This window comes from Nocardia sp. NPDC050799 (assembly GCF_040654015.1).
GTDB lineage: Bacteria > Actinomycetota > Actinomycetes > Mycobacteriales > Mycobacteriaceae > Nocardia.
This window is the reverse complement of sequence record NZ_JBFAHF010000027.1, coordinates 96,724-110,138: the sequence shown is the minus strand read 5'-3', so window position 1 is coordinate 110,138 and position 13,415 is coordinate 96,724. Positions and strand designations below refer to the sequence as shown.

The window sequence follows — 13,415 nt, the reverse complement described above, 5'->3', positions numbered from 1 at the left end:
GTTTCGGCCTCGAGACTCGAGCCTTCGGCTCATGCGCTTTCGAGGCCGAAACGGCGAGACGGGCCTCAACCCTTTGAGGTGTCTCGTAGAACTCGACGCATGCGGGTTGCGTCGGCATTCGACGTTCGGGTCGGATGCCGACTCGACCGCCCGGGCGGCCTGGCGTCTGATCGCTTGCACGAATAGCGGCACCCGCTCGGTGCCGAGTCTTACGAGGCCCGGAAAGGGTCGAGGCCCGTCCCGCCCTTGGCCGAAGGTGCTCAATGGTCACACTCTATGGACGGGCCACCGCACGTTGCATGCGCCGCAGGCGCGAGTCTCGAGGCCTGAACGGCGGGACCGAGGGGGCCTCGACCCCGCGGCGCCGGAGGCGCCGCAATTAAACACAGCCCGGCCCCCCGCGCTCCGGGGCGACGCCATAAACTCTGAGCAGGCAATTATCCGCGAATTCGGTTTGGAGCTTTCCCCGACAATGACTGAGCAGAACCCCACCGGTGCCGGTGCGTCCTATGCCGCAGCTGGAGTGGATATCGAGGCCGGTGACAGGGCTGTCGAGTTGTTCGCCCCGCTGGCGCGTAAGGCGAGCCGGCCCGAGGTGCAGGGCGGGATCGGTGGTTTCGCCGGATTGTTCGCGCTGAAGAAGAGCTATCGGGAGCCGCTGCTGGCTTCGTCGACCGATGGGGTCGGTACGAAGATCGCGGTGGCCCAGGCGCTGGACAAGCACGACACGGTGGGTCTGGACCTGGTGGCCATGGTCGTCGACGATCTGGTTGTGTGCGGGGCCGAGCCGCTGTTCCTGCAGGATTACATCGCGGTCGGCAAGGTGGTGCCGGAGCGGGTGGCCGAACTGGTGGCGGGTATCGCCGAGGGGTGTGTGCGGGCCGGTTGTGCGTTGCTGGGTGGTGAGACGGCCGAGCATCCGGGGATGATGGGCGCCCAGGACTACGATCTGTCGGCGACCGGCGTCGGTGTGGTCGAGGCCGATGATCTGCTGGGGCCCGACCGGGTGCGCCCGGGTGATGTCGTGATCGCGATGGGTTCGTCGGGCCTGCATTCCAACGGTTACAGCTTGGCGCGCAAGGTGCTGCTGGAGATCGACCGGATGGCGTTGACCGGGCATGTGGAGGAGTTCGGCCGCACGCTCGGTGAGGAGTTGCTGGAGCCGACCCGGATCTATGCCAAGGATTGCCTGGCGTTGATCGCCGAGACCGATGTGCGGACGTTCGCGCATATCACCGGTGGTGGTCTGGCCGCGAACCTGGCCCGGGTGCTACCCGCGGGGTTGGTGGCAGAGCTCGACCGGGGGACCTGGAATCCGGCGCCGGTGTTCAAGATGATCGCGCAGCGTGGCCGGGTGGAGCGCGTGGAGATGGAGAAGACGTTCAATATGGGCGTCGGGATGGTGGCCGTGGTCGCGCCCGAGGATGTCGATCGCGCGCTGGCGGTGCTCACCGCGCGCCATATCGAGTGCTGGACGCTGGGCAGCGTGAAGAAGGCCAAGGATGTGGATGCGCAGCGCGCGGTTCTGCTCGGTGACCATCCGCGTTTCTGATCCGCGGTCCGGCCGTCGTGATCCGGCGGCCGGATCTTCCGAGTTCCATTGTTATTCCGCGGATCTATTATTCGCGCGTCCTGAGATCGCGACAGCGCGGTTGGACAGTCTGCGGGTCAACGCGCAGCTATCGGCATTCCCGAGTCGTGTACTCGGAGCGCGAGCCCAAGCGCGGTGACCGGACTTCTCGGGCTCGACATCCGCCCGGTGGGTGACAGATCGCCCACCGGCTGGTCGGAACCGACGCGATGATTCAGGTGCTGCTCGGGTCGTACCGCCGGTTCACGTCGCCCACCGCCGGGCAAACCGGCGGGAAACGGCGCGAACCGGCGTAAACGATCGAAAGGGAGGCCTACGGCCTCCCCCGAGCGTATGCACCCTGATCAGCGGCGCCAGCTGTCGTAGTCGTCGTCGTCGTCCCACTTGGACAAGGAATTGTCCACGTCGTGCTCATCCGACAGGACGCCACCGCGTGGGGTGTTGTCGCTACCGGAAAGCTCGCGCTGAAGGCTCGCGAAGTCGGTCGACGGCGAGCTGTACTTCAGCTCGCGCGCAACCTTGGTCTGCTTTGCCTTAGCCCGGCCGCGGCCCATGGCTGACCCCCTCGCGTCACAGCGGGGCGGCCTGGGGATTGGTGGCGGCCCCGTTCGAATTAATATCTTCCTGACAGACACTTTAGCGCGTGTCCGGCCGTCGCGCTTCCACGAGTCGGCTATCCGCTGGATCAACCGACCGGTTTGCCGATGTTTCGCCGCTCAGTCCCCAGGCGGAACCGCGCCCGGTATGACCCGGATCACACCGACCCGGGTTCCGCCGCCCAGCACCGGCGGGGCGGCGAGCGCCGCCAATTCATCGGACCACTCGACGCCCATACGCTGCAGGACTGCCATGGTCAGCGGGATTCTGGCGCGGTCGGCGCCGTCATCGATCTTGTAGGCGAAGGCGCTGCCGTCGGGTAACGCTCCGGCGTGCACGCCGTCGGCGCCGATCTTGCAGATGAGTTCGGGGACAGCGTTCATCGTCAGCAGATCGGGGCCGTTGGTGCCCGAAATCACCCGGGGATGCGCGCGGAGCGCCGTGGCGATCCGGCGTTCGGGTGTGCCGTCGGGGGCGGTGGCCAGGGTCGCGAAGGCACGCGCCAGATTCGTCAGCGAGACGGGGACGATGGGCAGGCCGCAGCCGTCGATGCCGAGATCGGTTTCCGGCTCACCGGTCGTCTCGATGATCTGGGCCAGCACCGCCTGCTGCAGCGGGTGGCCGACCTCGGTGTACCCGGTGACCGGCCAGCCGTTCACCGCGCAGGTCGCCAGCATGGCCGCATGTTTGCCCGAACAGTTCATATACCGCTTGGCGGGCTTCTCGCCGCGGTACAGCACCCCGGCCCGGGTCCGCTCGTCGCCGGGCAGGTCCGGGGGACAGGCCAGATCGTCCTCGCCGAATCCGAAACGGCGCAGCAACCGCTCGACCAATTCGATGTGCTCGGGCTCACCGGTGTGCGAGGCGGTCGCGATGGCCAGTTCCGCGTCGTCGAGCGGGATGAAACCTTGTTTGAGCAGGGTGAGCGCCTGCAGCGGTTTGTTGGTGGAGCGCGGATAGACCGGCACGTGCACCGAACCGGCCGCGAAGGTCGGTTCACCGTCGGGGCCGATGATCACCACCGAGCCCCGGTGCACACATTCCCGGAAGCCGGACCGCACCACCTCGACCAGGTCCACGCTCATCCGATCGCCTCCTGTTCCGGGGCCGGCGCGGCCGTCGCGGTGCGACGTCGTGTGTGCCGGGCGATCTGTGCGCGGATCTCATCGGAGATGGTGGGCTCGGCGGTGAGCAACCGTTCGAGCCGTGCGGGGTCGGTACCGGTGAAGACGTCGCGGACGGTGATGCCGTGCTCGGGCACGTGCACGAATTCGACCGGGTCGCCGGCGCCCACCTTGCCCTCGGTGAGGACCCGGAAATAGCATCCGGTGTTCGCCCGCAGGGCGAAGCGGCGCACCCACTGCCGTTCCCCGGACCAGTGCCCGAAGGTGGCGCACGGCACCCGGGGCGCGCTGACCTCCAGCAGTGCGTCGCCGACGCGGCAGCGCGCGCCGAGCACGGCGTCGCTGAGCGGCAGCCCGGAGATACGCAGGTTCTCCCCGAACCAGCCGGGTTCGAGAGTGCGGCCGAGTTCGGCCGACCAGGTCCGGGCGTCCTCCTCGGCGTAGCCGTAGACCGCCTGGTGGACGCCCCCGTGGTCGCGGGTGTTGCACACGTGATCGCCGTCGAGCCCGAGCCGCCCGGCGCGCACCCGGCCGGGAACCGGGCGCTTGTCGATCGCGCTGCGCCCTACCCGGCCCGGTACCTCCAGATCGGCATGGACGACACATGCGGCCAGCACCCGGCCGATGGCACCGACGTGCACAGCTGTCTCCTCTCGGCTCGTCGTCCGGCGCCGCTCAGCGGCCACGGAGCCGTTCGACGGCGCGACGTCCGGCCTGCGGGGCATCGTCGGTGATCACCGAATCGGGGTCGATGGCCGCGGCGATACCGCCGACGGTCAGCTTGGTGTCGGTGGGGACGGATCGCTTGATCAGGGCGAGCGCGACAGGGCCCAGTTCGTAGTGGTCGATCGTGGTGCCGAGGACGCCCACCGCACGGTTGCCGGCATCGACCGGTTCGCCGGGCGCGGGCCGCTCGTCGGCGGAGCCGTCCAGATGCAGCAGGACCAGCCGGCGCGGCGGTTTGCCGAGATTGTGGACCCGGGCCACGGTTTCCTGGCCGCGATAGCAGCCCTTGTCCAGGTGGACGGCCCCGTATTCGTCGGGCCCGCCGATCCAGTTCACCTCGTGCGGGATGGTGCGGTCGTCGGTGTCGAGGCCGATCCGGGGTCGCACGGCGGCCACCCGCAGCGCCTCGTAGGCCCAGGAGCCGGCCGGTTCGGCCCCGGCGGCGGTGAGTTCACTCCACCGTGACATGAGCTGTTCGCGGGGCAGTACGAGGTCGAAGGAGTCCGCGGTCGGCCAGGGCATCCGGCGCAGAAAACCGCCGCCCGGGACCGCGACCGCCTCGTAGGTATCGGGCAGCCGATCGAGGCCGAGTACGCCGGTCAGGGTCGCGACACCTGGACCGAGCAGGCTCACGACGGCGTGATCGGCCGCTTCCCGCGGCTGCGCGTCGGCCCAGAACACCATCTTGGTGAGGAAATCCAGCAGGCCGGGACCCCGGTCGCCCTCGGTGTCGATCCACACCGTCGCGTCCAGTTCGGTGAGCACGAAATGGTTGAGTACCCGGCCGTTGAGGTCGAGGTCCAGATTCTCCGCGGAGCGGCCCTCGCCCAGGTCGGCGATGTGCTGGCTGGTGATGGTGTGCAGCCAGCTCAGCCGTTCGGCGCCGGTGACGGTGAGTACGAAACGGTGGGAACGGTCCACGATGGCCACGCGTTCGATCGCGGCGCGTTGTTCGCCGAGCGGATCGCCGTAATGCCAGGGAACGGACTCGTCCGGCGAGCCGGGCGGGGCCGCGACGGCTCCCGGTACTGCGAGGACAGGGCTGGGTGCGGCGAGCACGGACACAGCTTCCACTCTAGGAGCAGATCACCCTGTCGTGCATCAGCGGGGGGTTGACCAGGCGATTCGCCGCGAGTCAGTCCCCGGTACGTACCGGGACCAGCGGCAACCAGCGACCGATCTCGGCGGCCCGGCTGCCGGAGGCATCCACCGCACCCGTAGCGACGGCCGCCGCGAATTCCTGGAGGCCGGTCGCCAGCAGCAGCCACGTCCGCGCATCGGTCTCCACCACGTTGGGCGGAGTGCCGCGGGTGTGCCGGGGACCTTCGACACACTGCACCGCGACAAAGGGCGGGACCCGTACCTCCACCGAATGTCCCGGAGCGGCCGCGGCCAGGGCTCGCGCGGTCCCGCGAACCGCCGCCGCGAGATCGGCCCGGGGCGGGGCCGGACGGTTCTCGTCGAGCAGCCATTCCCGGACCGCGGTCACCGCGGCTCGCACCACGCCGGGGTCGATTTCCGTCCGTCGCGCCATTGCCCGACCTTAGCCAGCGCCACCCGCATGATCGAAATGGTGGACCCTGGGCGGATGCTGCGGTATCGGCGGCCGGGGAATCGGCCGACATTGTCCGAGCGGCACGGATTTCTGTCCGTCATCGTGCGCGGTGTTGGCCTACGCTCGTGCCATGGTGGATCGAGTTCTTGTAACACTCGACGGCGAGGTCCGCGATGCGGACCAGCCGTTGTTGTATGCCGACGATATCGGCGTCCTGCGTGGCGACGGAATCTTCGAAACGGCTCTGGTCCGCGGTGGCACGGTCCGCGCGCTCGATTTTCATCTGGCCCGGCTGCGCCGCTCCGCCCAGGCGCTCGATCTACCCGAGCCCGACCTGGCCCGGTGGCGCAGTGCGATCGAAACCGCGGCCAAGGAATGGGGCAGCGAAGAGGAAGGGGTCATGCGCCTGGTGCTGACCCGAGGCCGGGAGAGCGCGCTCGGCAGCCCCAAGGCGGGGTTGCGCTCCGGCGGCGAGTTGTCCGAGGCGGTTCCGGTCCCGACGACCTTCGTCATGGTGACAGAGCTGGCCGACCGGGTGGCAGCGGCGAGAACCGAGGGCGTCGCGGTGGTCACCTTGACCCGGGGTATCTCGATCGACCTCGCCCAGGCGGCGCCCTGGCAATTGCTCGGCGCGAAAACGCTCTCCTACGCGACCAATATGGCCGCGCTGCGGTTCGCCGCTCGAATGGGCGCCGACGACGTCATCTTCACAAGTACCGAACACCGTGTACTGGAAGGCCCGCGTTCCACGGTGGTGATCGCCCGGGGCAAACAGCTGATCACGCCGCCGGCGAAGAACGGTGTGCTGCCGGGGATCACCCAGCGGGCGCTGTACACCGAGGCCGAACGCCGCGGTTACGACTGCTGTTACGAACCGCTGTTCACCGCCGACCTGTTCGACTGCGACAGCATCTGGATGCTCAGCAGTGTGACGCTCGCCGCACGGGTCAATTCCCTTGACGGCGTACGGATGTCGGCGCCGGAGTCGGTTTCGGAGATCATCGAGATGGTCGATCGGGGGATCGAACGGGCCGGGACCATCGCCGATTGGTGATCACGGGCGCCGCTCTGGGACCGGACCGTTCCCGGTGTGACCGGAACCGTTGCCGGATCCTGCGCGTATCGCCGAGTAGGTCGTGTCCGCCGACACATTGATCGGGCCGGGGCGACGCGTAGTCTGGGTCTACGACACGTCGTAGTAACAGGAGGCTCGGTGTGGACGCTCTGGATGTCTCGCGATGGCAATTCGGCATCACGACCGTCTACCACTTCTTGTTCGTACCCCTGACAATCGGCCTCGCGCCGCTCGTCGCGGGAATGCAGACGGCCTGGGTCGTCACCGGCAAGGAGCACTGGTACCGGCTCACCAAATTCTTCGGGAAACTATTCCTCATCAATTTCGCGTTGGGCGTCGCCACCGGAATCGTGCAGGAATTCCAGTTCGGAATGAACTGGAGCGAATACTCCCGATTCGTCGGCGACGTATTCGGTGCGCCGCTGGCGCTGGAAGGCCTCGTGGCCTTCTTCATGGAGTCCACTTTCATCGGACTCTGGATATTCGGCTGGTCGCGGCTGCCCAAACTCGTCCATCTCGGCACCATCTGGATGGTGGCGATCGGCGTCAACGCCTCCGCGTACTTCATCATCGCGGCCAATTCCTTCATGCAGCACCCGGTGGGCGCCCGGTACAACCCGGAGACCGGGCGGGCCGAACTGTCCAGCATCACCGAACTGCTCACCAACAACACCGCGCTGGCCGCCTTCCCCCACGTTGTCGCGGGATCGTTCCTCACCGCGGGCACCTTCGTCGCCGGGATCGCGGGCTGGTGGATGGTCCGCAAGGCGCGCAGCGGCGATACCGGTGAACTCGCCGAGGCGCGCACCGTGTGGCGCCCGGCGGCCCGGGTCTCGCTGCTGGTGGTGGTGGTCGCCGGCCTCGCGCTGGTCTACACCGGCGACGTCCAGGGCAAGCTGATGTTCGAGCAGCAGCCCATGAAGATGGCCTCGGCGGAATCGCTGTGCCACACCGCGACCGACCCGGCCTTCTCGATCCTCACGGTCGGTACGCACAACAACTGCGACAGCGTCACCCATGTGCTCGAGGTGCCGTTCGTGCTGCCCTGGCTCGCGGAGGGCAAGTTCACCGGGGTGGAGCTGGAGGGCGTCGTCGACCTGCAGCGGGCCTACAACGATAAGTTCGGGCCCGGCGACTACCGTCCCAACCTCTTCGTCACCTACTGGTCGTTCCGCGCCATGATCGGCCTCGCCGCCGGTTCCGCCCTGCTGGTCTTCGCCGGACTCTGGATGACCAGGCGCGGCCGGGTTCCGCATCAGCGCTGGTTCTCGTGGCTGAGCCTGCTCGCCATCCCGACCCCGTTCCTGGCCAACGCGGCCGGTTGGGTGTTCACCGAGATGGGCCGCCAGCCCTGGGTTGTGGTGCCCAACCCGACCGGTGACCAGGATCTGCGGTTGATGGTGCAGCAGGGCGTCTCCGATCACGCGGCCGCGACGGTATGGGTCTCGCTCATCACCTTCACGGTGCTCTACGGGCTGCTGGCCGTCGTGTGGTTCTACCTCATGCGGCGCTATGTGCGCGAGGGGCCGGAACGGCCGGCGGGCGAAACTGCGGCCGAGCCCGCGGAGAAACTCGTCGCCGAACAGCTTTCGTTCGCCTACTAGGAGCCGGGTATGGGACTGCAGGAATTCTGGTTCGTACTGATCGGGGTGCTCTTCACCGGGTACTTCGTGCTCGAGGGTTTCGATTTCGGAGTCGGCATGCTCATGCCGATCCTCGGCCGGGGCTCCGATACCCGCCGGCGGGTCGTACTGAACACCATCGGCCCGGTGTGGGACGGTAACGAGGTCTGGCTGATCACCGCCGGCGGTGCGCTGTTCGCCGCGTTCCCGGAGTGGTACGCGAGCATGTTCTCCGGCTTCTACCTCGCGCTACTGCTGCTCCTGGTGGCATTGATCCTGCGCATCTGCGCGATCGAATACCGCGGCAAGATCGACGATCCGCGCTGGCGGGCGCGCTGCGACCTCGGTATCGGAATCGGTTCCTGGGTGCCCGCGCTGGCCTGGGGCTGGGTCTTCGCCAATATCGTGCGCGGCGTGCCGCTGGACGCCGACAAACAGTTCACCGGTGCCTTCGGCGAACTGTTCGGCCCGTACGCGCTCCTGGGCGCGCTCACCACCGGGCTGCTGTTCGCATTGCACGGGGCGGTGTTCCTGGCGCTGAAGACCGCCGGCGAGGTCCGCGACGACGCGCACCGCGCCGCCCGGCTGTTGCTGGTGCCCACGGCCCCGGTTGTGGCCGGCTTCGGCCTGTGGACCCAATTCGCCTACGGATCCGGCTGGACCTGGATCCCGCTGGCGCTGGCGGTGTTCGGGTTGCTCGGCGGCGCCGCCGCGCTGCTGGCCGGGCGCGACGGCTGGTCCTTCACCGGGACCGCGCTCACGGTGCTCGCCGCCACCGCGCTGCTGTTCGGCGCGCTGTTCCCGGATGTGCTGCCCTCCACGATCGACCCGGCGTTCAACCTGACCGTGGACAACGCCTCCTCGACCCCGTACACGCTGAAGGTGATGAGCTGGGCCGCGGTGATCGTGACCCCGGTGGTGCTGGGTTATCAGGCCTGGACCTACTGGGTGTTCCGGAAACGCATTAGTGTCGAACACATCCCACCCGGAATCGGACTTCCACCCCGCGTTGTCACCGAGGAGTGAGCCAATGGCCCGCCCGCCCGTGAACCCTCGCCTGTGGCGGTACGCGCGTTCGGCGCGGCGCTATCTCGCACTGAGCGTCGGCCTGTCGCTGGTGACCACGGTCAGCATCGCCTGCGCGGCCGTGCTGCTGGGTCGGGTGCTGGCCGGGGTGATCACCGACCCGGGCCGCCGCTCCCTCGGCTCGTGGACCGCGGAACTGGTGCTGCTCGCGCTCGCGCTCGGCGGGCGGGTACTGGCGGCGTGGTGGCAGTCGCGGATCGCGCACCGGGCCGGCGCCCGGGTCGTCACCGAACTCGAACAGGCGGTCCTCGTCGCGGGCGCCGGACTCCCGCCCCGGGAACTCGAAAGGCGGCGGACCGAACTCGCGGTCGTGGTGGGCAGCGGCCTCAACGGTTTGCGGGCCTACCTGACCGGCTATGTGCCCGCACTGCTGCTCGCGGTCCTCGTACCCCCGGTGATACTGACGGTGATCGCCGTCCACGACCTCACCTCGGCGGTGATCGTGGTGATCACCCTGCCGCTGATCCCGATATTCATGGTCCTCATCGGCCTGCTCACCGAGGGCCGGGCCCGGGAGACACTCGCGGCCACCACGCGGCTCTCGGATCAACTCCTGGACCTGTTCGCCGGTATGCCCACCCTGCGCGCCCTCGGCCGGGAGACGGGTGAGGCGACCGCTAGCCCCGGACGCACGATGAGCGGCCGCGTCCGGGAACTCGGCGAAACGCTGCACCGCCGCACCATGGCCGCACTGCGGATCGCGTTCCTGTCCTCGATGGTGCTCGAACTGCTGGCCACCCTGTCGGTCGCGCTGGTGGCGGTGGCGATCGGCATGCGCCTGGTGCACGGCGATATGAGCCTCTACGCCGGAATCGTCGCCCTCGTCCTCGCCCCGGAGGTCTATCTACCGCTGCGGACCGTGGGGGAGCGCTTCCATGCCGCACAGGACGGAATGGCGGCGGCCGACCGAGCTTTCGCTGTTCTGGACACCGCGGCCGGAGACACCGCGGATACGATCTCCGCGCCGGCCGCACAGGGCGAAATAACACGCTTCCGGACCGGGGTGAACGCGGCCTCCGATACGGCGGTGCCCCCGGCCTCCGGCGCCGTGGCGACCCCGCTTTCCGGCACGGTGGTGACCTCGGGCTCCGGGACAGCGGCGAGCCGGGATCCGGACACGGCGACGAGCCGGGCCTCCGGTACCACGGTGACCGGCACGGTGATACCCCCGGCATCCGGCGTGACCTCGGCTTCCGGCACTGTGGCGACCCCGCTTTCCGGCGGTGCGGTGACCGTCGACGGAACACGGCACCACCGGAACGGCTCCCTGGGCGAGGGCATCATCGAACTGTGTGATCTGACAGTCGATTCCAGGGACGGCGCCGCCCCGGACGGTCTGCACGCCGTATTCCGCCCCGGCGCCGTCACCGCGCTGACCGGGCCCAACGGCTCCGGGAAATCGACCGCGCTGCAGGCGATCCTGGGGTTGATCGAACCCACCCGCGGGGCGGTGCTCGCCGCCGGCGTCGATATCCGGGAGATCCCGGCCGAACAGTGGTGGGCGCGGCTGGCCTGGCTCCCGCAGCGGCCGGTACTGGTCCCGGGAACCCTCCGGGAGAATCTCGAACTGCTCGGTGCCACCGTGGCCGGACCGGCGCGCCGCGGCCCGGCCCGGGTGCTCAGCGAACTGGACGCCGCCTGTGCCGTAACCGGTTTCGACGCCGTGCTCGAGGCGCTGCCCGCCGGATGGGATACCGTGGTCGGGTCCGGGGGGATCGGACTGTCCCTCGGCCAACGGCAGCGGCTCGCGCTGACCCGGGTACTGGCCGCGGATCGCCCGATCCTGTTGTTGGACGAACCGACCGCCCATCTGGACGCCGACAGCGAAGTCGCGGTGGCGGCGGCCCTCACCACACTGGCGCGTACCGGCGCGACCGTGGTCGTGGTCGCCCACCGACCGGCCCTACTGTCCGCAGCCGACGAGATCGTCGCGGTACCGACGACCTGCCCCCGAATGTTGCGATGAGCTCTCGAACCGAAACCACTCGTCCTCCGCACCGCCGGTTCCGCGCGGGCCGCCGCCGGGCCCGGATGCGGCTGCTGCTGCGCGATACCCACCAGATGTGGGATCTGCTGGAGGTGTCCCGCCGACGGCTCGCGTTCGCGACCGGATGGGGCGTGCTGGCCCTGGGCAGTGCGCTGGGTCTCGCCGCGCTCGCTGCCTGGCTGATCGCCCGGGCGTGGCAGATGCCGCCGGTGCTGGACCTCACCGTCGCGGTGGTCGCGGTGCGGGCCCTGGGTATCTCGCGCGGTGTCTGCCGGTATCTGGAGCGGCTCGCCACCCACGATGTCGCCCTGCGCTCGATGACCGCTGCCCGCACCTCGGTGTACCGCGCCCTGGCCCGCGCGCCCCTGTGGCTGACCCGCCGCGCCGATATTCCCGGAATCGCGGCGGGTGGGCCCACCGCCCCGACCGCGCCGGGCGGCCCCGGGGTGCCCGGCCGGCTACGGCGCGGGGACGTGCTGGTGCGGGTCGGCACCGATATCGACGATCTCGGGGCGGTGGTGGTCCGGACTTTCGTCCCGATCGCGGTGGCGCTGGTGCTGGCAGTGGCGGCGGTGGGGTTGCTGGCCTGCATTTCGCTACCGGCCGCCGGGGTGCTGGCGGCGGCACTGGCCTTCTCCGGAATCGTCGCGCCCTGGCTGTCGGCTCGCGCCGCGGCCGCCGCCGAACGGTCGGCGCGCGCGGACCGCGCCGAATTCGCCGCGCACGCCCTTACCGTGCTCGACCATGCCGCGGAACTGCGGGTCGCCGGGAGGCTGGAGTCCGCACTGGACACCGCGGGGGCGGCGAACCGCCGGGCGCTGGCCGCCGAGGACCGGGCCGCGGGCCGCAATGCCTGGGCGGCGGCAGCGATACCGCTGGCCACCGGCGTGACCGTGCTCGCCGCCCTGCTGATCGGCATCATCGTCTACGGTCCCGGCGGGGGCACGCCGGGCGCGATGACCCCGATGGCGCTGGCCGTACTGGTGCTGCTCCCGCTGTCCGCCTTCGAGGCGACCGGCCCGCTGCCGGCCGCCGCGCAGACCCTCACCGTCGCGCGCGCCGCCCTGCACCGATTGCGGGCGGTATCGCCCGACCACCGCCCGGAGCCCCTCGAACGGGACGACGAACCCGCCGCGGGCCCCGCCGGCGGAGTGCCGCGGGCCGCCGGCACCCGCAAACGGTTCGGCACCGGCGGCTACCCGCATCCGTTCCCCTACGCCGACAGCCGCGCCGACGGAGTCGTCATCGGCTGGGTGGGCGACGGGCAGTGGCAGATCCCGGAACGTCCGCAGGCATCCCGGGTCGTGGTGGTCGGGCCCAGTGGCGCCGGGAAAACCACCCTGCTGATGGCCTGGGCCGGTCTTTTCGACGATCCGGACGACCAGGTGCGGTTCTTTGCCGAGGACGCCCATCTGTTCGGTACCAGCGTGCTGGAGAACCTGCGGGTGGCCCGCGGCGATCTCGACGCCGCGACCGCCGAGCGGGCGCTGCGGACGGTCGGCCTGGGGGACTGGCTGGACGGGCTGCCCGACGGCGTGCACACCGACCTGCCGGGGGGCGCCGCCGCGGTCTCGGGCGGCCAGCGCCGCCGTATCCTGCTCGCCCGGGCCCTGGTGTCGCCCGCCCGCGCGCTCCTGTTGGACGAGCCCACCGAACACCTCGATGCCGTGGCCGGCGCACAGCTGTTGCGGGATCTGCTCGATATCGACAGCGGCTTGGTCGCGGCCGACCGCGATGTGGTGGTGGTCACACATCAGCCACCGGCCGGGCACCGCGCCGGCCTGGTGATCACCGTCGATGAATCGGGCCAGGTCCGGGCCGCTTTCGCGGACGGGAAAGCGACCCGTTACGCCCTCGACGAAATTCCGTTGCCGACTACCACCGGTGGTGGCTAAGTTCGGAGTTACACAAGGAAGGAGGTGATCCCAAGAATGGAAATTCTCAGGACGCGTGAGGTGGCTGCCAGCTGAGCGCTGTAGCCGGCTGTCCTATCGGATTCCGATCGCTGCAGAGCTGAGCGAATCCACGGCAGTCACCCGGCCCCCGAGTCCC

Annotated in this window: 11 protein-coding genes; 6 read left to right on the top strand and 5 right to left on the bottom strand. The window is 69.4% G+C overall.

Annotated features, from left to right (window positions below):
* The first annotated feature begins 472 nt into the window (after positions 1 to 472).
* Positions 473 to 1,552 carry a phosphoribosylformylglycinamidine cyclo-ligase gene (gene purM, locus AB0H42_RS25380; RefSeq protein WP_357060070.1) on the top strand — a complete coding sequence of 360 codons (1,080 nt, stop codon included), beginning with the start codon at positions 473 to 475 and terminating at the stop codon, positions 1,550 to 1,552.
* Positions 1,553 to 1,935: 383 nt separating this feature from the next.
* Here purM and AB0H42_RS25375 read toward each other — a convergent pair whose 3' ends face one another.
* From AB0H42_RS25375 to AB0H42_RS25355, 5 genes are all read right to left on the bottom strand, one after another.
* A complete protein-coding gene (locus AB0H42_RS25375; RefSeq protein WP_357060068.1) occupies positions 1,936 to 2,145 on the bottom strand; it encodes a DUF3073 domain-containing protein in 210 nt (69 codons plus the stop codon).
* Between the two features lie 162 nt (positions 2,146 to 2,307).
* Positions 2,308 to 3,273 (bottom strand): asparaginase, encoded by a 966-nt coding sequence (locus AB0H42_RS25370; protein ID WP_357060066.1) that lies wholly within the window; start codon positions 3,271 to 3,273, stop codon positions 2,308 to 2,310.
* Positions 3,270 to 3,953: an MOSC domain-containing protein gene (locus AB0H42_RS25365; RefSeq protein WP_357060063.1), complete on the bottom strand. Its 684-nt coding sequence runs from the start codon at positions 3,951 to 3,953 to the stop codon at positions 3,270 to 3,272. Before AB0H42_RS25365 ends, AB0H42_RS25370 begins: the two co-directional genes overlap by 4 nt.
* Before the next feature lie 34 nt (positions 3,954 to 3,987).
* Positions 3,988 to 5,103, bottom strand: a complete 1,116-nt coding sequence (locus tag AB0H42_RS25360) for a folate-binding protein (protein ID WP_357060060.1) — start codon at positions 5,101 to 5,103, stop codon at positions 3,988 to 3,990.
* 70 nt (positions 5,104 to 5,173) lie between these two features.
* On the bottom strand, positions 5,174 to 5,572 hold the full coding sequence (locus AB0H42_RS25355) for a sterol carrier family protein (RefSeq protein ID WP_357060057.1): 399 nt from the start codon (positions 5,570 to 5,572) through the stop codon (positions 5,174 to 5,176).
* 151 nt (positions 5,573 to 5,723) lie between these two features.
* Here AB0H42_RS25355 and AB0H42_RS25350 point away from each other — a divergent pair, with 151 nt between their 5' ends.
* From AB0H42_RS25350 to cydC, 5 genes are all read left to right on the top strand, one after another.
* Positions 5,724 to 6,647 carry an aminodeoxychorismate lyase gene (locus AB0H42_RS25350; protein WP_357060054.1) on the top strand — a complete coding sequence of 308 codons (924 nt, stop codon included), beginning with the start codon at positions 5,724 to 5,726 and terminating at the stop codon, positions 6,645 to 6,647.
* Between the two features lie 161 nt (positions 6,648 to 6,808).
* Positions 6,809 to 8,272: a cytochrome ubiquinol oxidase subunit I gene (locus AB0H42_RS25345; protein ID WP_357060051.1), complete on the top strand. Its 1,464-nt coding sequence runs from the start codon at positions 6,809 to 6,811 to the stop codon at positions 8,270 to 8,272.
* 9 nt (positions 8,273 to 8,281) lie between these two features.
* Positions 8,282 to 9,316: a cytochrome d ubiquinol oxidase subunit II gene (gene cydB, locus AB0H42_RS25340; protein ID WP_357060048.1), complete on the top strand. Its 1,035-nt coding sequence runs from the start codon at positions 8,282 to 8,284 to the stop codon at positions 9,314 to 9,316.
* Between the two features lie 4 nt (positions 9,317 to 9,320).
* Entirely contained in the window at positions 9,321 to 11,342 is a 2,022-nt protein-coding gene (locus AB0H42_RS25335) for an ATP-binding cassette domain-containing protein (protein ID WP_357060045.1), read from the top strand.
* Positions 11,343 to 11,407: 65 nt separating this feature from the next.
* A complete protein-coding gene (gene cydC, locus AB0H42_RS25330) occupies positions 11,408 to 13,258 on the top strand; it encodes a thiol reductant ABC exporter subunit CydC (protein ID WP_357060078.1) in 1,851 nt (616 codons plus the stop codon).
* Positions 13,259 to 13,415 lie beyond the last annotated feature (157 nt).

Coding starts and splice junctions, on each gene's coding strand:
- purM (WP_357060070.1), top strand. CDS start 473: ATGACTGAGCAGAACCCCACCGGTGCCGGTGCGTCCTATGCCGCAGCT.
- AB0H42_RS25375 (WP_357060068.1), bottom strand. CDS start 2,145: ATGGGCCGCGGCCGGGCTAAGGCAAAGCAGACCAAGGTTGCGCGCGAG.
- AB0H42_RS25370 (WP_357060066.1), bottom strand. CDS start 3,273: ATGAGCGTGGACCTGGTCGAGGTGGTGCGGTCCGGCTTCCGGGAATGT.
- AB0H42_RS25355 (WP_357060057.1), bottom strand. CDS start 5,572: ATGGCGCGACGGACGGAAATCGACCCCGGCGTGGTGCGAGCCGCGGTG.
- AB0H42_RS25350 (WP_357060054.1), top strand. CDS start 5,724: ATGGTGGATCGAGTTCTTGTAACACTCGACGGCGAGGTCCGCGATGCG.
- cydB (WP_357060048.1), top strand. CDS start 8,282: ATGGGACTGCAGGAATTCTGGTTCGTACTGATCGGGGTGCTCTTCACC.
- AB0H42_RS25335 (WP_357060045.1), top strand. CDS start 9,321: ATGGCCCGCCCGCCCGTGAACCCTCGCCTGTGGCGGTACGCGCGTTCG.
- cydC (WP_357060078.1), top strand. CDS start 11,408: ATGCGGCTGCTGCTGCGCGATACCCACCAGATGTGGGATCTGCTGGAG.